Here is a 20,680-nt window from a genome sequence, read left to right as displayed (position 1 = left end):
CCTATGATGGGCAATGCTTCCGAGGAGTTCGCGCATGCCGTTGCCAACGCTGAAAGACCAGTTTGCCGCTTTGATCGCCGCGCCCTCGGTCAGCTGCACCCAGCCTGCCCTGGACCAGTCGAACCGCCAGGTCATCGACCTGCTGGCCGGCTGGTTGGGTGACCTGGGGTTCAGCTGCGACATCCAGCAGGTCGGCCCAGGCAAGTTCAACCTGTTGGCCAGCCGTGGCAGTGGCCCGGGCGGGCTTGTGCTGGCTGGCCACAGCGACACCGTGCCGTATGACGAGCAGCTGTGGACCAGCGACCCGCTCAAGCTGACCGAGGTCGATGGCCGCTGGGTGGGCCTAGGCAGCTGCGATATGAAAGGCTTCTTCGCCCTGATCATCGAGGCGGTGATTCCATTGCTGGAGCACGACTTCAAGCAGCCGCTGCTGATCCTCGCCACCTGCGACGAAGAAAGCTCGATGTCCGGTGCCCGAGCCTTGGCTGAGGCGGGTCAGCCACTCGGCCGTGCGGCGGTCATCGGTGAGCCGACCGGCCTGCGCCCGATCCGCATGCACAAAGGTATCCTCATGGACCGCATCGACATCCTCGGGCGCAGCGGCCATTCCTCGGACCCAAGCCTTGGCCACAGCGCGCTGGAGGCCATGCACGCGGTGATGGGTGAGCTGATGGGCTTGCGCCGGCAATGGCAGGATACCTACCGCAACCCGCAATTCACCGTGCCCACGCCGACCATGAACTTTGGCTGCATTCACGGTGGCGACAACCCCAATCGTATCTGCGGGCAGTGCGCCCTGGAGTTCGACCTGCGCCCACTGCCAGGCATGGATGTAGAGCAGCTTCGTGCGGCCATCCGTGAAAAGCTCCGGCCGGTGGCCGAGCGCCATGAGGTGCGCATCGACTACGCGCCGCTGTTCCCCGAGGTGCCGCCGTTCGAGCAGGCGGCCGATGCCGAACTGGTGCAGGTGGCCGAGCGCTTGACCGGCCATCGCGCCGAAGCGGTGGCGTTCGGTACCGAAGCGCCTTATCTTCAGCAGCTGGGGTGCCAGACGATCGTGCTGGGCCCTGGCGACATTGCCTGCGCCCACCAGCCGGGCGAATACCTGGAAATGTCACGAATCGAGCCTACCGTGCGTCTATTGCGTGACCTGATCCGGCACTATTGCCTGAATTAAACGTCCACCCTGCTGATTCGTCTTTGCCTAGAGGAGACCGCGCGTGACCGCAAGCCTGTTCCGACGATGATCCTGAACGCCGTGTGATCCAACGTTCTCCGTCCACTTTATCCACAGGCCCTGTCATGCCCGATTACGTCAACTGGCTGCGTCATGCCTCCCCGTACATCAATGCCCATCGCGACTGCACCTTTGTCGTCATGCTTCCCGGCGATGGGGTAGATCACCCCAATTTCGGCAATATCGTCCATGACCTGGTGTTGCTGCACAGCCTGGGCGTGCGCCTGGTGCTGGTGCACGGTTCGCGCCCGCAGATCGAAAGCCGCCTGGCGGCCCGTGGCCTGACCCCGCACTACCACCACGGCCTGCGCATCACCGATGCCGCAACCCTGGACTGCGTGATCGACGCCGTGGGTGCCTTGCGCCTGGCCATCGAAGCGCGCCTTTCGATGGACATCGCCGCCTCGCCGATGCAGGGCTCGCGCCTGCGCGTGGCCTGCGGCAACCTGGTGACGGCCCGGCCTATCGGCGTGCTCGAAGGGGTGGACTACCACCACACCGGTGAAGTCCGGCGCATCGACCGCAAAGGCATCAGCCGCCTGCTCGACGAGCGCTCGATTGTGCTGCTGTCGCCGCTGGGCTATTCGCCGACGGGTGAAATCTTCAACCTGGCTTGCGAAGACGTGGCCACCCGCGCCGCCATCGAATTGGGTGCCGACAAGCTGTTGTTGTTCGGCGCCGAGCCCGGGCTGCTGGATGAGAGCGGCAAGTTGGTGCGTGAGTTGCGCCCGCAGCAGGTCGCACCGCACCTGGCGCGGCTGGGCAGTGATTATCAGGGCGAGTTGCTCGATGCCGCCGCCGAGGCCTGCAAGGGCGGCGTGGCACGTAGCCACATCGTCAGCTATGCCGAGGACGGCGCACTGCTCACCGAGCTGTTCACCCGCGGCGGTGGCGGCACGCTGGTGTCGCAGGAGCAGTTCGAAGTGGTGCGCGAGGCGACCATCGAGGATGTGGGTGGGCTGCTGGAGCTGATCAGCCCGTTGGAGGAGCAGGGCATTCTGGTGCGACGCTCGCGTGAAGTGCTGGAACGTGAGATCGAGCAGTTCAGCGTGGTCGAGCGCGAGGGCATGATCATCGCCTGCGCGGCGTTGTATCCGATTGCCGATTCCCAAGCCGGTGAGCTGGCGTGCCTGGCGGTGAACCCGGAGTACCGCCACGGCGGGCGCGGTGACGAGCTGCTGGAGCGGATCGAGAGCCGGGCGCGGGCGTTGGGGTTGAACACCTTGTTCGTGCTTACCACCCGGACCGCGCACTGGTTCCGCGAGCGTGGCTTTGCCCCTAGCGGGGTAGAGCGGCTGCCTTCGGCACGAGCATCGCTGTACAACTACCAGCGCAATTCGAAGATTTTCGAAAAGTCTCTGTAAACCAGGCGATCGATTGCCCTGCCAACCCATGCAAAACGCCGCCCCAGAGGGCGGCGTTTTCATTTACACGGTATGCAGATACCAGTTGTACTCGAGGTCGGAGATCGAATGCTCGAACTCCTCCAGCTCGCTCTCCTTGCACGCGACGAAGATGTCGATGTACTTCGGATCGATGTACTTGTTCAGGATCTCGCTGTCGTCCAGCTCGCGCAGGGCATCGCGCAGGTTGTTCGGCAGGCTCTGCTCCAGCTGTTCGTACGAGTTGCCTTCGATCGGCTCACCTGGCTCGACCTTGTTGGTCAGGCCATGGTGCACACCAGCCAGCACGGCGGCCATCATCAGGTACGGGTTGGCGTCGGCGCCGGCCACGCGGTGCTCAAGGCGTACGGCGTCGGGCGAGCCGGTCGGTACGCGCAGGGCCACGGTGCGGTTGTCCAGGCCCCAGCTCGGCGCGTTCGGCACGTAAAACTGAGCGCCAAAGCGACGATATGAGTTGACGTTCGGGCAAAGGAACGCCATCGACGCAGGCAGGGTCTCGAGCACACCGCCGACAGCGTGACGTAGCGCGGCGTTCTGCTCGGGATCCTCGCTGGTGAAGATGTTGTTGCCATCCTTGTCCAGCACGGAAATGTGTACATGCAGGCCGTTGCCTGCCTGGCCCGGGTAGGGCTTGGCCATGAATGTGGTGTCCATTTCATGGTCGTAGGCGATGTTCTTGATCAAGCGCTTGAGCAGCACTGCATAGTCACAGGCCTTGAGCGGGTCAGGGACGTGGTGCAGGTTGACTTCGAACTGTGCCGGGGCGCTTTCCTTGACGATGGCGTCGGCCGGAATGCCTTGTTCCTTGGCGCCTTCGAGGATGTCCTGCAGGCAATCGGCGTATTCGTCCAGGTCGTCGATCAGGTACACCTGGGTCGACTGCGGGCGCTTGCCCGAGATCGGCGAGCGCGGTGGCTGCGGGCGGCCGTTCACGTTCTCCTGGTCGATCAGGTAGAACTCCAGTTCGAACGCGGCGCAGATGGTCAGGCCCATGTCGTCGAACTTGCTCACTACCTGACGCAGCACTTCACGAGGGTCGGCGAAGAAGGGCTCGCCTTCAAGCTCGTGCATGGTCATCAGCAGCTGTGCGGTGGGGCGTTTCTGCCAGGGCTCGTTACTGAGCGTACCCGGGATCGGATAGCAGATGCGGTCAGCATCGCCGATGTCCAGGCCAAGCCCGGTGCTTTCGACGGTGGAACCGTTGATATCGAGGGCGAAGAGGGAGGCCGGCAGGTTGATGCCTTTCTCGTAAACCTTGTGGAGGCTGGTGCGCTCTATGCGCTTGCCACGCACCACACCATTCATATCTGCAATCAGAAGGTCAACGTAGAGAACCTCAGGATGTTCCTTAAGGAACGCGTTCGCTTCGTTAAGCTGAACGGCACGCGGGGGTACCGACATGATGCAACACCTTTGTTGTTAAAAATATCAATCAAGGGGGGCTTGCAGGACCAGTCAATCGAAAAGCCATACTGATGTCAAGCCAACCCCATGATGCCCTGAAATGGCACATCGACGGCAGATTTGCTGCATATCGGGGCGTGCCATTATCCGCTATTTCCCTGCCAATGGGCTATCTCCGACATGCCGTGTTTTATTTTTTACGGAGGTGTTGTGTAAAAAAATGAACAAGGCTAAGCTCGGTCTCAACCCAAAACACAATAATACGAGGGTCACATGGTCCGCTTGTCGCGACCTGAAAGCGCTGCCTGTGCAGTGCGCTCGGGTATCCCTGCCGTTTCGGCACGCATCGATCGCGCTGTGGCCGCACTGGCCGCAATAATTGACGCTTTGCGTTTCTGGACTACCCCTCGTAGCGCCGTTTCGCTTCCTTTCTTGTATTCCTGCCCTTCGAACTCATTACGGACACGCTTGTTTCCAGTGTATCCACTGTGGTCCTGCGTGGGGGTTTTTGCTTTAGCAACCCACTCCATCCAGAATCAATGCGCGGACCACATTACCTCCTGAGGTATCTATGAGTAACAACCTCGACCAGCTCACCGATTGGTTGAAAGAGCACAAGATCACCGAAGTCGAATGCCTGATCAGTGACCTGACCGGCATCACCCGCGGCAAGATCTCGCCGACCAACAAGTTCATCGCCGAAAAAGGCATGCGTCTGCCCGAGAGCGTGTTGCTGCAGACCGTGACCGGCGATTACGTCGATGACGACATCTATTACGAACTGCTCGACCCGGCCGACATCGACATGATCTGCCGGCCCGACGAAAACGCTGTGTTCCTTGTGCCGTGGGCCATCGAGCCTACCGCCCAGGTCATCCACGACACCTACGACAAGAAGGGCAACCCGGTCGAGCTGTCGCCGCGCAACGTCCTGAAGAAAGTCCTGCAGCTTTACGCCGACAAGGGCTGGCAACCGATCGTCGCGCCAGAGATGGAGTTCTACCTGACCAAGCGCAGCGAGGACCCTGACTTCCCGCTGCAGCCGCCGGTAGGTCGTTCCGGCCGCCCCGAAACCGGCCGCCAGTCGTTCTCCATCGAAGCTGCCAACGAATTCGACCCGCTGTTCGAGGACGTCTACGACTGGTGCGAGCTGCAGCAGCTGGACCTCGATACCCTGATTCACGAAGACGGCACGGCGCAGATGGAGATCAACTTCCGTCACGGCAACGCCCTGCACCTGGCCGACCAGATCCTGGTGTTCAAGCGCACCATGCGCGAAGCGGCGCTCAAGCACAATGTGGCCGCCACTTTCATGGCCAAGCCCATGACCGGCGAGCCGGGCAGTGCCATGCACCTGCACCAGAGCGTGGTCGATTCGGTCACTGGCAAGAACATCTTCAGCAATGAAGACGGCAGCATGAGCGAGCTGTTCCTGCACCACATCGGTGGCCTGCAGAAGTTCATCCCCGAGGCGCTGCCGCTGTTTGCCCCGAACGTCAACTCGTTCCGCCGCTTCCTGCCCGACACGTCGGCCCCGGTCAACGTCGAGTGGGGCGAGGAAAACCGCACCGTCGGCCTGCGCGTACCGGATGCCGGCCCGCAGAACCGTCGGGTCGAGAACCGCCTGCCGGGCGCCGATGCCAACCCTTACCTGGCCATCGCTGCTAGCCTGCTGTGCGGCTACATCGGCATGGTCGAAGGCATTGCCGCCAGCGCCCCGGTGCAGGGGCGCGGTTATGAGCGGCGCAACCTGCGCTTGCCGCTGACCATCGAGGACGCCTTGGAACGCATGGAAGTCAGCCGCGCGCTGACCCAGTACCTGGGCAAGAAATTCATCACCGGTTACGTCGCCACCAAACGCGCCGAGCATGAGAACTTCAAGCGTGTCATCAGCTCCTGGGAGCGTGAGTTCCTGCTGTTTGCTGTGTGATCAACCCCTGAGGCCGCCCGCCGGCGGCCTGTGGACCCTGGAGAAGCACATGAGCGTCAAAAACCCGCAAACCCGTGACTGGCAAACCCTGAGCGGCGAGCACCACCTTGCACCTTTCAGTGACTACAAGCAGCTGAAGGAAAAGGGGCCGCGCATCATTACCAAGGCGCAGGGTGTGCATTTGTGGGACAGCGAGGGGCACAAGATCCTCGACGGCATGGCCGGCTTGTGGTGCGTCGCGGTGGGTTATGGCCGTGAAGAGCTGGTCCAGGCTGCCGAAAAGCAGATGCGCGAACTGCCGTACTACAACCTGTTCTTCCAGACGGCCCACCCGCCTGCGCTGGAGCTGGCCAAGGCCATTACCGACCTGGCGCCCGAGGGCATGACCCATGTGTTCTTCACAGGCTCCGGCTCCGAAGGCAATGACACGGTGCTGCGCATGGTCCGCCACTACTGGGCGCTCAAGGGCAAGCCGCAGAAGCAGACCATCATCGGCCGTATCAACGGCTACCACGGCTCGACGGTTGCCGGTGCAAGCCTGGGCGGCATGAGCGGCATGCACGAACAGGGCGGCCTGCCGATCCCGGGCATCGTGCATATCCCGCAACCGTACTGGTTCGGTGAAGGCGGCGACATGAGCCCGGACGAGTTCGGGGTGTGGGCGGCCGAGCAATTGGAGAAGAAGATTCTCGAAGTCGGCGAGGACAACGTGGCGGCCTTCATTGCCGAGCCTATCCAGGGCGCCGGCGGCGTCATCATCCCGCCAGACACCTACTGGCCCAAGGTCAAACAGATCCTCGCCAAGTACGACATCCTGTTCGTCGCTGACGAAGTGATCTGCGGTTTTGGCCGCACCGGCGAGTGGTTCGGCTCTGACTACTACGGCCTCAAGCCCGACCTGATGACCATCGCCAAAGGCCTTACTTCCGGTTACATCCCCATGGGCGGTGTGATCGTGCGTGACAAGGTGGCCAAGGTGCTCAGCGAAGGCGGCGACTTCAACCACGGGTTCACCTATTCCGGGCACCCGGTGGCCGCTGCGGTTGGCCTGGAAAACCTGCGCATCCTGCGCGACGAGAAGATCGTCGAGAAGGTCCGTACGGAAGTGGCACCCTACTTGCAAAAACGTCTGCGTGAGCTGCAGGACCACCCGCTGGTGGGCGAGGTACGCGGCCTGGGCCTGCTCGGCGCGATCGAGCTGGTCAAGGACAAGGCCTCCCGCAGCCGTTACGAAGGCAAGGGGGTGGGCATGATCTGCCGCAACTTCTGCTTCGACAACGGCCTGATCATGCGCGCGGTGGGTGACACCATGATCATCGCACCACCGCTGGTGATCAGCCATGCAGAGGTAGACGAGTTGGTGGAAAAGGCACGCAAGTGCCTGGACCTGACCCTCGAAGCGATCCGTTGAGCGCCTGCTAGGCTAGCGATGTGACATTAAGTCGTTACAAGGGGCTGGTTTCCTTGAAACAGCGCCTTGTAACTTGCCAGACTAGTGGCTGTTTCAGTCGCCCGGCGCTCTGCACGGTAGGTTCTGGCTGCTGAACAGATGGCTAAATAAAAATTCTGGAGCATGACGCATGAAGAAAATGGGCAAGACGTTGTTGGCCGCCGCCCTGATGGGAGCCATGGCCACCGCTGTACAGGCTGAAGACAAGGTGCTGAACGTCTACAACTGGTCGGACTACATTGCTCCGGACACCATCGCGAAGTTCGAGAAACAGACTGGCATCAAGGTCAAGTACGACGTTTTCGACAGCAACGAAACCCTGGAAGCCAAGCTGCTGGCGGGCAAGTCCGGCTATGACGTGGTCGTACCGTCCAACAACTTCCTGGCCAAGCAGATCAAGGCAGGGGTCTACGAAGAGCTCGACCGCTCGAAGCTGCCAAACTGGAAGAACCTCGACGAAGACCTGCTCAAGGCCGTGGGTGACGCCAGCGACAAAGGCAACAAGCACGCGTTCCCATACATGTGGGGCTCGATCGGTATCGGCTACAACCCGGAGAAGGTCAAGGCTGCTTTGGGCGTCGACAAGATCGATTCGTGGGACGCCGTATTCAAGCCGGAGAACATCGCCAAGCTCAAGAGCTGCGGCGTGAGCTTCCTCGACGCACCGACCGAGATGCTGCCGGCCGCGCTGCACTACCTGGGGCTGCCTAGCGACAGCACCAAGAAAGAAGACCTGAAGAAGGCCGAGGACCTGTTCCTGAAGATCCGTCCTTCGATCACCTACTTCCACTCGTCCAAATACATCGGCGACATGGCCAACGGCAACATCTGCGTGGCCGTTGGTTACTCGGGTGACCTGGAGCAATCCAAGGCGCGCGCGCATGAAGCCGGCGACAAGGTCAAGGTCGACTACATCATTCCGAAAGAAGGCGCCGGTACCTTCTACGACATGGTCGCCATGCCCAAGGATGCCGAGCACAAGGAAGCCGCCTACAAGTTCATGGACTTCCTGATGCAACCGGAAATCATGGCCGAGATCACCAACGCCGTACGCTTCCCGAACGGCAACGCTGCTGCGACCCCGTTGGTGGACAAGGACATCACCAGCGACCCGAGCATCTATCCGCCTGCCGACGTGAAAAAGCACCTGTACGCGATCGCCGCGCCAGAAGCTGCTGCCCAGCGCCTGATCACTCGCAGCTGGACCAAGATCAAGTCGGGCAAATAAGCCTGACTGCAACAGCTCTGGGCCGGGGTTTTCCGGCCCAGAGCCGGTGAATGGCAATTGATGATTGCGGCATCGTGGCTGCGAAGGTAAGTTGCGCGCCGGTTTTGCGTGCGTGGCAGCGCTGCGCCGTTACCAAGGCACTGATTGTGAGGACCACCCACTTGTCTATTTCTGTATTACGCAAAGCCTTGATGGCTGGAGCGGGCCTGACGCTGGCATGCAGCGTCCAAGCGGCGCCTACGGTGCACTTCTACAACTGGTCCGACTACATCGGCCCGACCACGCTCGAAGACTTCGAGAAAACCACGGGTATCAAACCTGTGCAGGACGTGTTCGACTCCAACGAAACCCTGGAAGGCAAGCTACTGGCCGGCAACACCGGTTATGACGTGGTAGTGCCGTCCAACCATTTCCTCGGCAAGCAGATCAAGGCGGGCGCGTTTCAGAAGCTCGACAAGAAACTGCTGCCCAATTATTCCAACCTGGACCCGGCGTTGATGAAGCGTCTGGAAAAGAACGACCCAGGTAACCAGTACGCCGTGCCTTACCTGTGGGGTACCAATGGCATCGGCTACAACGTCGACAAGGTCAAGGCGGCCCTGGGCGTGGACACCATCGATTCCTGGGCCGTGCTGTTCGAGCCCGAGAACATGAAGAAGCTGTCCAAGTGTGGCGTGGCGTTCCTCGACTCGGCGGATGAAATGCTGCCAGCGGTGCTCAACTACATGGGGCTGGACCCCAACAGCACCAACCCCAAGGACTACGCCAAGGCCGAGCAGAAGCTGCTGGCCGTACGCCCGTACGTGACCTACTTCCACTCCTCCAAGTACATCACGGACCTCGCCAACGGCAACATCTGCGTCGCAGCAGGTTTCTCCGGTGATGTGTTCCAGGCCAAGGCCCGCGCTGAAGAAGCGAAGAAGGGCGTGAACCTGGCCTACTCGATTCCCAAGGAAGGCGGCAACCTCTGGTTCGATGTGCTGGCGATCCCCAAGGACGCCAGGAACGTCAAAGAGGCCCACGCCTTCATCAACTATTTGCTGAAACCTGAGGTTATCGCCCAGGTCAGTGATTACGTCGGTTACGCCAACCCGAACCCCAAGGCTGGCGCCCTGATGGACCAGGCCGTGAGGACTGACGCCGCGGTTTACCCACCGCAGGAAGTGCTGGACAAGATGTTCGTCAACAGTGAGTTGCCACCCAAGGTGCAACGTTTGATGACCCGCAGCTGGACCAAGGTCAAGTCGGGCAAGTAAAAATCCAGGCCCGCCGCCAAAGCAGGGGCGGGCACACAAATCTTGTTGGGAGTTTCACTCATGGCAGTTGCCTCCGGTGCCTATAAGAAAGCCCTCGAGGGTGGCCAGCAACCCAAGCAGGTGTTGGTCAAGATCGACCGGGTCACAAAAAAATTCGACGAAACGGTAGCGGTGGACGATGTGTCGCTGGAGATCCGCAAAGGCGAAATCTTCGCCCTGCTCGGTGGCTCCGGTTCGGGCAAGTCGACCTTGCTGCGCATGCTGGCCGGTTTCGAGCGGCCGACTGACGGGCGCATTTTCCTCGATGGCGTAGACATCACCGACATGCCGCCCTACGAGCGGCCGATCAACATGATGTTCCAGTCCTACGCGCTGTTCCCGCACATGACCGTGGCGCAGAACATCGCCTTCGGCTTGCAGCAGGACCGGATGCCCAAGGCCGAGATCGACGCCCGCGTGGCCGAGATGCTCAAGCTGGTGCACATGACCCAGTACGCCAAGCGCAAGCCGCACCAGCTCTCCGGTGGTCAGCGTCAGCGTGTGGCCTTGGCCCGCTCGCTGGCCAAGCGCCCCAAGCTGTTGCTGCTCGATGAGCCCATGGGTGCGCTGGACAAGAAACTGCGCTCGCAGATGCAGCTGGAACTGGTCGAGATCATCGAGCGCGTGGGCGTGACCTGCGTGATGGTGACCCACGATCAAGAAGAGGCCATGACCATGGCCCAGCGCATCGCCATCATGCACCTGGGCTGGATTGCCCAGATCGGTTCGCCTGTGGATATCTATGAAACGCCCACCAGCCGCCTGGTGTGCGAGTTCATCGGTAACGTCAACCTGTTCGAGGCCGAAGTGATCGACGATGCCGAAGGCCATGCGCTGATCGCCTCGCCGGAACTCGAGCGCAAGATCTACGTTGGCCACGGTGTGTCCACTTCGGTCGAAGACAAGCACATTACCTACGCCCTGCGCCCGGAAAAAATGCTGGTCACAACCGAACAGCCGGACTTCGAGCACAACTGGTCGCGCGGCAAGGTCCATGACATCGCCTACCTGGGCGGCCACTCGGTGTTCTACGTCGAGCTGCCCAGCGGCAAGGTGGTCCAGTCTTTCGTCGCCAACGCCGAGCGCCAGGGCACCCGCCCGACCTGGGGCGATGAAGTGTACGTGTGGTGGGAAGACGACAGCGGCGTGGTACTGCGGTCATGAAACTGCGCAAGCTCAAGCGAGCCTTCCAGCGCCTTATCCCCGAGGGGCGGCACCTGGTGATCGGCGTGCCGTTCATCTGGCTGTTCCTGTTCTTCATGCTGCCGTTCTTCATCGTGCTGAAGATCAGCTTTGCCGAAGCCGACGTGGCGATCCCGCCGTATACCGAGATCTATAGCTACGTCGAAGACAAGGTGCAGCTGGTAATCAACCTGGCCAACTATGGCCTGTTGACCGACGATGAGCTGTACATCTCGGCTTATCTGGGCTCGTTGAAGATGGCCTTCATCAGCACCGTGCTGTGCCTGCTGATCGGCTATCCGATGGCCTACGCGATCGCCAACGCACGCAAGGAAACCCAGACCGTGCTGTTGCTGCTGATCATGATGCCGACCTGGACCGCGATCCTGATCCGCGTCTATGCCTGGATGGGCATCCTCAGCAACAACGGCCTGCTCAACGGGTTCTTGATGTGGACCGGGCTGATCGACCAGCCGCTGCAGATCCTCAACACCAACCTGGCGGTGTATATCGGCGTGGTCTATTCGTACCTGCCGTTCATGATCCTGCCGCTGTTCGCCAACCTGGTAAAGCACGATCAGAGCCTGCTCGAAGCCGCATCGGACCTGGGTTCGAGCACCTTCAACAGCTTCTGGAAGATCACCGTGCCGCTCTCGAAAAACGGCATTATCGCCGGCTGCATGCTGGTGTTCATCCCGGTGGTGGGCGAGTTCGTCATTCCCGAACTGCTGGGCGGCCCGGAAACCCTGATGATCGGTAAGGTGCTGTGGCAAGAGTTCTTCAACAACCGTGACTGGCCGGTGGCATCTGCCCTGGCGGTGGTGATGCTGTTGATCCTGATCGTACCGATCCTGCTGTTCAACCGCAGCCAGGCCAAAGAGATGGAGGGCAGGGCATGAAGCGCTTCAGTTTCTCCAAGCTGATGCTGGTGCTCGGCTTGTTGTTCATCTACCTGCCGATGCTGATCCTGGTGATCTATTCGTTCAACGCCTCCAAGCTGGTAACGGTGTGGGGTGGCTGGTCGGTCAAGTGGTACGTCGGCCTGCTCGACAACACTCAGCTCATGGGTTCGGTGATGCGCTCACTGGAGATCGCCTGCTACACGGCGGTGGCGGCGGTGGCTTTGGGTACCCTGGCAGCCTTCGTGCTGACCCGGGTCACCCGCTTCAAGGGTCGCACGCTGTTCGGTGGCCTGGTCACTGCACCGCTGGTGATGCCTGAAGTGATCACAGGCCTTTCGCTGTTGCTGCTGTTCGTGGCCATGGCGCAGACGATCGGCTGGCCGCAGGAGCGTGGCGTGGTCACCATCTGGATCGCCCACACCACGTTCTGTGCGGCCTATGTGGCAGTGGTGGTGTCGGCGCGCCTGCGAGAGCTGGACCTGTCGATCGAAGAAGCGGCCATGGACCTGGGTGCCAAGCCGTGGAAGGTGTTCTTCCTGATCACCATCCCGATGATTGCGCCGTCGCTGGCGGCGGGTGGCATGATGTCGTTCGCCCTGTCGCTGGATGACCTGGTACTGGCGAGCTTCGTTTCCGGGCCTGGTTCGACCACCTTGCCGATGGAAGTATTCTCCGCTGTGCGCCTGGGCGTGAAGCCGGAGATCAACGCCGTGGCCAGCCTGATCCTGCTGTCGGTGTCGTTGGTGACCTTCATGGTCTGGTACTTCAGCCGCCGCGCCGAAGAGCACCGCCGCAAGGCGATTCAGCAGGCGATCGAAGAGGGGGCTGCTGCCAACGTTTCGCAGCCGCAGATCAAGCGCCCGACGGCCACCGCTGCGTCGGCCTGAGTGCGCTAGCTACGGCCGGGCCCGCTTCCAAAGGACGTTGCACGCCGCAAGGGCTGCATCAGTCCAGTGGGAGCGGGCTTGCTTCAGGGCCCGCCTCCCCGCCATGGCCGCCCAACTGACCCTGGTCAGTGTTTTTTCTGAACCCTGATCTACGCTAACAGTCGCATCCCACGAATCATTTGCGCGCAAGCTAGGAGCCTGCATGAGGGTGACGCGTTCACTGTTGGTTGTAGGCTTGGGGCTGCTAGGCCTGCTGACAGGTTGCAGCAAGGAAGAGGCTCCCGAGGTTTTGCCACGGGTGGGGGTAGTGCAAGTCCAACCCACTGACTTCGCCGCCAGGGTCACCTTGACCGGTGATGTGCAGGCGCGTGTGCAGACCGATCTTTCGTTTCGCGTGGGTGGCAAGATCATCTCGCGCAGCGTTGACGTGGGCGATCACGTGAAGGCCAACCAGGTGCTGGCCCGGCTGGACCCCAAAGACCTGCAGAACAATGTCGATTCGGCCAAGGCCGAGGTGTTCGCCGCTCAGGCGCGCGTCACCCAGACCAGCGCGGCCTTCGTCCGCCAGCAAAAGCTCTTGCCCAAGGGCTACACCAGCCAGAGCGAATACGACGCCGCCGAAGCATCGCTGCGCAGCAACCAGAGCGCGCTCAAGGCGGCACAGGCGCAACTGGCCAATGCCCAGGAGCAACTGAGCTATACCGCCTTGGTGTCAGAGGCCGATGGGGTGATCACCGAGCGCCAGGCCGAGGTCGGTCAGGTGGTCCAGGCGACCATGCCGATATTCAGCCTTGCGCGTGATGGCGACCGCGATGCTGTCTTCAATGTCTACGAGTCCCTGCTGGTGGCGCCGCCGAGCGATGCCGGTGTAATGGTCAGCCTGCTCGACGACCCCAAGGTCCAGGCACAAGGCTTTGTCCGGGAAATTACCCCGACCGTATCGGCGCAGAGCGGCACGGTCCAGGTCAAGGTGGGCCTGCGTGATGTGCCTGCGGCCATGCTCCTGGGTTCACCGGTTACCGCCACGGCCAACACGCAAGGGCGGCCGAGCATCGAATTGCCCTGGTCGGCACTGACCAAGGCGTTGCATGAGCCTGCGGTGTGGGTGGTTGGCGAAGGCGACAAGGTTGAGCTGCGCAAAGTCCAGGTAGCCCGCTACCTCACCGGCAAGGTTGTCATCGCCCAAGGCATACAAGGCGGGGAGACGGTAGTCGTCAGCGGTGGCCAGTTGCTGCATCCCGGTATGCAGGTCGAGAAAATCGATGCTAAGGACGGAGGCGCCGCGCCATGAACAAAGTACTGTTGCTGTGTGCGGCAGGCTTGCTGTTGACGGCCTGTGGCAGTGAGGAAGAACAACCTGAAGCCGTGCGCCCTGTGCTGTCGACCGTGGTCGAGGCCCAGGCGCAATCGCAGCTTGGCCGCTTCGCCGGCACCATCCAGGCACGCTATGAAAGCACCCTGGGCTTCCGGGTGGCCGGGCGCATTGCCCGGCGCTGGCTGGATGTGGGGGCCCAGGTAAAGCCGGGCGACACGCTTGCCACCCTTGACCCCACCGACCAGCAGAACCAGCTGCGCGCTGCCGAAGGCGACCTGGCCAGGGTCCAGGCGCAATGGATCAACGCCCAGGCCAATGCCCGCCGGCAACAGCAGCTGTATGACCGCGGCGTCGGCGCCCAGGCCCAGTTGGACATTGCCCAGACCGACCTGAAAACCACCGGCGCGAGCCTGGAGCAAGCGCGCTCGGCGGTCAGCCAGGCGCGTGACCAGCTCGATTACAGCACCTTGCGCAGCGACCATTCGGCGGTGATCACGGCGTGGCAGGCAGAGGCCGGGCAGACGGTTACCGCCGGTCAGGCGGTGGTCACGCTGGCGCGACCAGACATCAAGGAAGCGGTGATCGACCTGCCCATCGGCATTGCCGAGCAGCTGACCAAGGACCTGACGTTCACGGTTGCCTCGCAACTGGACAACAGCATCAATACCACCGCCACGCTGCGTGAACTGGAACCCCAGGCCGATGCCGCGACGCGCACCCGGCGTGCCCGTCTGACCCTTGCCAGCACTCCCGATGCCTTCCACCTGGGCACCGCGATCAGCGTCACCTTGACCTCGGCGATCACCCCGCGCAGCGAACTGCCGCTGAGCGCGCTGCTCGAGCGTGATGGCAAGACTCAGGTATGGGTCATCGACCCGCAGCAAAAAACCGTCGCTACCCGTGACGTCGCCCTGCTGGAGCGCTCCGCCGACACTATCGTGCTGGCCTCTGGAGTGCAGCCTGGTGAGCGGGTGGTCACTGCCGGTGTCAACAGCCTCAAGCCTGGCCAGAAGGTCACCTTCGACGAGGAAGCGCAATGAAAGGAAGCTTCAACCTGTCCGACTGGGCGTTGCGCCATCAATCTTTCGTCTGGTACCTGATGTTCGTCGGCCTGCTGATGGGGATTTTTTCCTACTTCAACCTTGGCCGCGAAGAAGACCCGTCGTTCACCATCAAAACCATGGTGATCCAGACCCGCTGGCCGGGCGCGACCCAGGATGAAACCCTGTACCAGGTCACCGACCGCATCGAGAAAAAGCTCGAGGAGCTGGACTCCCTCGACTACACCAAGAGCTATACCCGCCCGGGTGAGTCGACCGTCTACGTCTACCTGCGAGACACCACCAAAGCCGCCGACATCCCGCAAATCTGGTACCAGGTGCGCAAGAAGATCCAGGACATTCGCGGCGAATTCCCCCAAGGTATCCAGGGCCCAGGGTTCAACGACGAGTTCGGCGATGTCTTCGGCTCGATCTACGCGTTCACCGCAGATGGCTTGACCTTGCGCCAGTTGCGCGATTACGTGGAGCAGGCCCGTGCCGAGGTGCGCGAGGTCCCCAATATCGGCAAGATCGAGCTGGTCGGCACCCAGGATGAGGTGCTCTACCTGAACTTTTCCACGCGCAAACTGGCCGCGCTGGGCATTGACCAGCGCCAGGTCATGCAGGCCCTGCAGCAACAGAACGCGGTAACGCCGGCCGGGGTGATCGAAGCAGGCCCAGAGCGGATCTCGGTGCGCACCACTGGGCAATTCGCCTCAGAGAAAGACCTGCAAACGGTCAACCTGCGCATCAATGACCGCTTCTTCCGCCTGGCCGATATCGCCGATATCGAGCGCGGCTATGTCGACCCGCCGTCACCGATGTTCCGTTACAACGGCCAGACCGCGATTGGCCTGGCCATCGGCATGAAGGCCGGCGGCAACATCCAGGTATTCGGCGCCGCACTCAAGAAGAAGATGGACAGCATCGTCAACGACCTGCCCGTTGGCGTAGGCGTTCATACCGTGTCCGACCAGGCGGTGGTGGTGAAAGAGGCGGTTGGGGGCTTCACCAGCGCGCTGTTCGAGGCCGTGGTAATTGTACTGGCAGTGAGTTTCGTCAGCCTTGGCGTGCGAGCAGGGCTGGTGGTGGCCTGCTCGATCCCGCTGGTGCTGGCCATGGTCTTCGTGTTCATGGAGTACAGCGGCATCACCATGCAGCGGATCTCGCTCGGCGCGCTGATCATCGCGCTGGGCCTGCTGGTGGATGATGCGATGATCACCGTCGAGGTCATGGTTACACGCCTTGAGATGGGCGAGAGCAAGGAACAGGCTGCGACCTTCGCCTATACCTCGACCGCGTTCCCGATGCTCACCGGTACCCTTGTGACCGTCGCCGGCTTCGTGCCGATCGGCCTCAATGCCAGTTCTGCAGGCGAGTACACCTATACCCTGTTCGCGGTGATTGCCGTGGCGCTTATCGTGTCCTGGGTGGTGGCGGTGTTCTTCGCGCCCGTGCTTGGCGTGCATATTCTCAAGAGCGACAAGCTCAAGGGCCATGAGGCGGAACCCGGCCGCGTCGGGCGAGCGTTCGAAGGTGGGTTGCTGTGGTGCATGCGTCACCGCTGGCTGACCATCGTCGGCACCATCCTGCTGTTCGCACTGGCGCTGTTCAGCATGCGCTTTGTGCAGAACCAGTTCTTCCCGTCCTCGGACCGTCCGGAAATCCTCGTCGACCTCAACCTGCCGCAGAATGCCTCGATAGAGGAGACGCGCAAGGTGGTCGATCGCCTGGAGGCAAAGATCAAGGATGACCCTGACATGGTGCGCTGGAGCACCTACATCGGCCAGGGCGCCATCCGTTTCTATTTGCCGCTGGATCAGCAACTGCAGAACCCGTACTACGCCCAGCTGGTCATCGTCAGCAAAGGCTTGGAGGAGCGTGCAGGCATGATGGCGCGCCTGCAGAAGCTGTTGCACGAAGAGTTCGTCGGCATCGGCACCAACGTGCAGTCGCTGGAAATGGGCCCGCCGGTAGGGCGGCCGATCCAGTATCGGGTCAGCGGCAAGGACATCGACCAGGTGCGCAAGCATGCGATCGACCTCGCCACCCTGCTCAATACCAATGAGCACATCGGCGAGATGATTTACGACTGGAACGAGCCGGGTAAGGTGCTGCGCATAGAAATCGCCCAGGACAAGGCGCGCCAGCTCGGGCTGTCGTCCGAGGACGTGGCCAATGTGATGAACAGCATCGTCAGCGGCGCGCCGGTCACCGAGGTCAACGACAACATCTACCTGGTGGACGTGATCGCCCGTGCGGTGGACAGCGAGAGGGGCTCCCCAGACACCCTGCAGAACCTGCAGATCGTCACGCCCAGCGGCACGTCGATACCTTTGCTGGCGTTCGCCACGGTGCGCTACGAGCTGGAGCAGCCGCTGGTATGGCGCCGCGACCGCAAACCTACCATCACCATCAAGGCATCGGTCAACGGCGACATCCAGCCTACCGACCTGGTCGCGCAGCTCAAGCCGAAGATCGACGAGTTCGCCAGCCAGTTGCCTGTCGGTTACGAGGTGGCCACAGGTGGTACGGTGGAGGAGAGCAGCAAGGCACAAGGGCCGATTGCCAAGGTCATCCCGCTGATGCTGTTCCTCATGGCGACGTTCCTGATGATCCAGCTGCACAGTGTGCAGAAGCTGTTTCTGGTGGTCAGCGTGGCGCCGCTGGGGTTGATCGGTGTGGTCGTGGCACTGGTGCCGACGGGCACGCCCATGGGCTTTGTGGCGATTCTCGGGATACTCGCGCTGGCGGGGATCATCATTCGTAACTCGGTCATTCTGGTGACCCAGATCGATGAGTTCGAAGCGCAGGGCTACTCACCCTGGGATGCGGTGCTCGAAGCCACCAACCACCGTCGCAGGCCGATCTTGCTGACTGCTGCAGCGGCCAGCCTGGGCATGATCCCGATCGCTCGCGAGGTGTTCTGGGGGCCGATGGCCTACGCCATGATTGGCGGCATCATCAGCGCAACGCTGCTGACGCTGCTGTTCCTGCCGGCGCTTTACGTGGCCTGGTACAAGATCCGCGAGCCACAGCACAGCGAAGAACCTGCGGCGTGACTTTTGTGGGGGCTGGGTACGACAGCCCCCATGAACGCTTCGAACTGCTAATCAAAAATGGTTATATAAAAATTCTTAAAGAGTATTTTTAAGAATAACTACGCCTGTCTACTATCGCTCCCAAGCCAGGCGCCAATCCCCTTCAAACATGTCTGCCCGGCACCTCACTCACAGGAGAGCGAGCATGAGTGCATCAGTGCGCAGCATCGACGGTCAGGACGAAGCCACCATTTTGCGTGAGATCCAGAGCGCCTTGCGCGATCTGCGTTTCGGTGCGGTGGAAATCACCGTGCACAACGCCCAGGTCGTGCAGATCGAGCGTAAGGAGAAGTTCCGCCTGCAACAGCCCGGCAACAAACCCAGCTGATCACGCACCTCACGCAAAATTAGAAAAATGCCAATCGGGAGCTTCACCATGTCCATCCGCCGTTATGCACTCGCCGCTTTGGCCAGTGCTGTTTTTGCCGGTTCCGCCATCGCCAAGGACTACGAACTGCTGAACGTTTCCTACGACCCGACCCGTGAGCTGTATCAGCAATACAATGCTGAATTCATCAAGCATTGGCAGCAGTCGCACCCGGACGACAAAGTGAAGATCCAGCAGTCCCATGGCGGCTCGGGCAAACAGGCCCGCGCGGTAATCGACGGCCTGCGCGCCGACGTGGTGACCCTGGCCCTGGCGGGTGACATCGACGAGATCGCCAAGCTGGGCAAGGCCTTGCCGGAGGACTGGCAGAAGCGCCTGCCGGACGCCAGCACCCCGTACACCTCGACCATCGTGTTCCTGGTGCGCAAGGGCAACCCGAAAGGCATCAAGGACTGGGGTGACCTGATCAAGAAGGACGTTTCGGTCATTACCCCCAACCCTAAAACCTCCGGTGGCGCTCGCTGGAACTTCCTCGCTGCCTGGGCCTACGGCCTGAAGCAAGGTGGCAGCGAAGCCAAAGCCAAGGACTACGTGCAGGAGCTGTTCAAGCACGTGCCGATTCTGGATACCGGCGCCCGTGGCTCGACCATCACGTTCGTCAACAACGGCCAGGGTGATGTGCTGCTGGCCTGGGAAAACGAAGCTTTTCTGGCGCTGAAGGAGGACGGCGGGGCCGACAAGTTCGAAATCGTCGTGCCTTCGCTGTCGATCCTGGCAGAACCCCCTGTGGCGGTGGTCGACAAGAACGCTCAGAAGAAGGGTAATGAACAGATCGCCGAGGCGTACCTCAAGCACCTGTACAGCCCGGCTGGCCAGAAAATCGCTGCCGAAAACTTCTACCGCCCACGTGACGCGAAGGTCGCAGCCGAATTCGGCAAGCAATTCCCTAAACTGGATCTGGTAACCATCGACAAGGACTTCGGTGGCTGGAAGACGGCACAGCCCAAATTCTTCAATGATGGCGGTGTGTTCGACCAGATCTATCAGGCGCAATAAGCGGCCATGGAACAGCGGGGCCGCCTTGCGGCCCAGGATTCACAAGCCTGCACCCGCCTGGCATGACTGCCGGGCTTGGTGCGTTCAACCAGGGATCTTTATGTCACGTCGCATTTCCCCTGTCATACCCGGCTTCGGGCTGACACTGGGCTACACCTTGGTGTATCTCAGCCTGATTGTGCTGATACCGCTGGCCGCCATGTTCGTGCATGCCGCGCAGCTTACCTGGGAGCAGTTCTGGAACATCATCAGTGCGCCGCGTGTGATCGCCGCGCTCAAGCTGAGTTTCGGCACCGCCCTGTTCGCGGCCATCATCAATGGTGTCATCGGTACCCTGCTGGCTTGGGTGCTGGTGCGCTATACCTTTCCTGGGCGCAAGATCATCGATGCGATGATCGACCTGCCGTTCGCTCTGCCCACTGCCGTTGCTGGTATCGCCCTGACCGCGCTTTATGCCCCGGCAGGCTGGGTCGGTCAGTTCGCCACCGACCTGGGCTTCAAGATCGCCTACACCCCTCTGGGCATCACCCTGGCGCTGACCTTCGTCACCCTGCCGTTCGTGGTGCGTACCGTGCAACCGGTGCTGGCGGACATCCCGCGGGAAGTCGAAGAGGCTGCTGCCTGCCTGGGCGCCAAACCACTGCAGGTGTTCCGCCACGTACTGGCACCGGCCCTGCTGCCGGCCTGGCTCACCGGGTTTGCCCTGGCCTTTGCCCGTGGTGTGGGCGAGTACGGTTCGGTGATCTTTATTGCCGGCAACATGCCGATGAAGACCGAGATTCTGCCGCTGCTGATCATGGTCAAGCTCGACCAATACGACTACACCGGCGCGACTGCCATCGGCGTGCTGATGCTGGTGGTTTCCTTCATCCTGCTGCTGCTGATCAACCTGCTGCAGCGCCGCATTGAAACCCCTTGAAGG

At 61.4% G+C, this 20,680-nt stretch carries 16 protein-coding genes; 15 read left to right on the top strand and 1 reads right to left on the bottom strand.

Translation table 11 applies throughout. The annotated features are described in order from the left end of the window. Positions 1-34 precede the first annotated feature (34 nt). Together argE and argA are read left to right on the top strand one after the other, a co-directional pair. Positions 35-1,177: an acetylornithine deacetylase gene (argE, locus tag ACIPZH_RS23410; protein WP_241805016.1), complete on the top strand. Its 1,143-nt coding sequence runs from the start codon at positions 35-37 to the stop codon at positions 1,175-1,177. A 125-nt stretch (positions 1,178-1,302) separates the two neighbouring features. Further along, positions 1,303-2,601 (top strand): amino-acid N-acetyltransferase, encoded by a 1,299-nt coding sequence (gene argA / locus ACIPZH_RS23405; RefSeq protein ID WP_267820176.1) that lies wholly within the window; start codon positions 1,303-1,305, stop codon positions 2,599-2,601. 63 nt (positions 2,602-2,664) lie between these two features. On the opposite strand, the gene ACIPZH_RS23400 is transcribed toward argA, so the two are convergent. Next, positions 2,665-4,041: a glutamine synthetase family protein gene (locus ACIPZH_RS23400; protein ID WP_241805017.1), complete on the bottom strand. Its 1,377-nt coding sequence runs from the start codon at positions 4,039-4,041 to the stop codon at positions 2,665-2,667. Between the two features lie 574 nt (positions 4,042-4,615). Here ACIPZH_RS23400 and ACIPZH_RS23395 point away from each other — a divergent pair. From ACIPZH_RS23395 to cysT, 13 genes are all read left to right on the top strand, one after another. Continuing rightward, positions 4,616-5,974: a glutamine synthetase family protein gene (locus ACIPZH_RS23395; RefSeq protein ID WP_012312227.1), complete on the top strand. Its 1,359-nt coding sequence runs from the start codon at positions 4,616-4,618 to the stop codon at positions 5,972-5,974. Between the two features lie 49 nt (positions 5,975-6,023). Further along, positions 6,024-7,385 (top strand): aspartate aminotransferase family protein, encoded by a 1,362-nt coding sequence (locus ACIPZH_RS23390; protein WP_241805018.1) that lies wholly within the window; start codon positions 6,024-6,026, stop codon positions 7,383-7,385. Positions 7,386-7,554: 169 nt separating this feature from the next. After that, positions 7,555-8,652, top strand: coding sequence for a polyamine ABC transporter substrate-binding protein (locus ACIPZH_RS23385; protein WP_241805019.1), 1,098 nt, complete (start codon positions 7,555-7,557; stop codon positions 8,650-8,652). Positions 8,653-8,813: 161 nt separating this feature from the next. Further along, positions 8,814-9,908 (top strand): polyamine ABC transporter substrate-binding protein, encoded by a 1,095-nt coding sequence (locus tag ACIPZH_RS23380; protein ID WP_400624455.1) that lies wholly within the window; start codon positions 8,814-8,816, stop codon positions 9,906-9,908. Between the two features lie 60 nt (positions 9,909-9,968). Beyond that, on the top strand, positions 9,969-11,111 hold the full coding sequence (potA, locus tag ACIPZH_RS23375) for a polyamine ABC transporter ATP-binding protein (protein ID WP_241805021.1): 1,143 nt from the start codon (positions 9,969-9,971) through the stop codon (positions 11,109-11,111). A 35-nt stretch (positions 11,112-11,146) separates the two neighbouring features. Beyond that, positions 11,147-12,028 (top strand): ABC transporter permease subunit, encoded by an 882-nt coding sequence (locus tag ACIPZH_RS23370; protein ID WP_241805185.1) that lies wholly within the window; start codon positions 11,147-11,149, stop codon positions 12,026-12,028. Beyond that, a complete protein-coding gene (locus ACIPZH_RS23365) occupies positions 12,025-12,918 on the top strand; it encodes an ABC transporter permease subunit (protein ID WP_241805022.1) in 894 nt (297 codons plus the stop codon). The genes ACIPZH_RS23370 and ACIPZH_RS23365 overlap by 4 nt, the downstream gene beginning before the upstream one ends. A 202-nt stretch (positions 12,919-13,120) precedes the next feature. Continuing rightward, the gene (locus tag ACIPZH_RS23360) at positions 13,121-14,209 is read left to right on the top strand and encodes an efflux RND transporter periplasmic adaptor subunit (RefSeq protein ID WP_400638024.1); all 1,089 of its coding nucleotides are present in this window, start codon (positions 13,121-13,123) and stop codon (positions 14,207-14,209) included. Next, positions 14,206-15,273 carry an efflux RND transporter periplasmic adaptor subunit gene (locus tag ACIPZH_RS23355; protein ID WP_400638023.1) on the top strand — a complete coding sequence of 356 codons (1,068 nt, stop codon included), beginning with the start codon at positions 14,206-14,208 and terminating at the stop codon, positions 15,271-15,273. The genes ACIPZH_RS23360 and ACIPZH_RS23355 overlap by 4 nt, the downstream gene beginning before the upstream one ends. Next, positions 15,270-18,335 (top strand): efflux RND transporter permease subunit, encoded by a 3,066-nt coding sequence (locus ACIPZH_RS23350; protein WP_400638022.1) that lies wholly within the window; start codon positions 15,270-15,272, stop codon positions 18,333-18,335. Before ACIPZH_RS23355 ends, ACIPZH_RS23350 begins: the two co-directional genes overlap by 4 nt. A 184-nt stretch (positions 18,336-18,519) precedes the next feature. Further along, positions 18,520-18,702: a sulfur starvation response protein OscA gene (oscA, locus tag ACIPZH_RS23345; protein WP_119688096.1), complete on the top strand. Its 183-nt coding sequence runs from the start codon at positions 18,520-18,522 to the stop codon at positions 18,700-18,702. A 48-nt stretch (positions 18,703-18,750) separates the two neighbouring features. Next, positions 18,751-19,758 (top strand): sulfate ABC transporter substrate-binding protein, encoded by a 1,008-nt coding sequence (locus ACIPZH_RS23340; protein ID WP_400638021.1) that lies wholly within the window; start codon positions 18,751-18,753, stop codon positions 19,756-19,758. A 100-nt stretch (positions 19,759-19,858) separates the two neighbouring features. Then, positions 19,859-20,677 carry a sulfate ABC transporter permease subunit CysT gene (gene cysT / locus ACIPZH_RS23335; RefSeq protein ID WP_161871732.1) on the top strand — a complete coding sequence of 273 codons (819 nt, stop codon included), beginning with the start codon at positions 19,859-19,861 and terminating at the stop codon, positions 20,675-20,677. Positions 20,678-20,680: the final 3 nt, after the last annotated feature.

Source organism: Pseudomonas sp. NPDC089758 (assembly GCF_044748705.1).
Taxonomy (GTDB): Bacteria; Pseudomonadota; Gammaproteobacteria; order Pseudomonadales; family Pseudomonadaceae; genus Aquipseudomonas; species Aquipseudomonas putida_X.
Note: the sequence above shows the minus strand (reverse complement) of the source record. Positions and strands in the feature narration are given on the sequence as shown.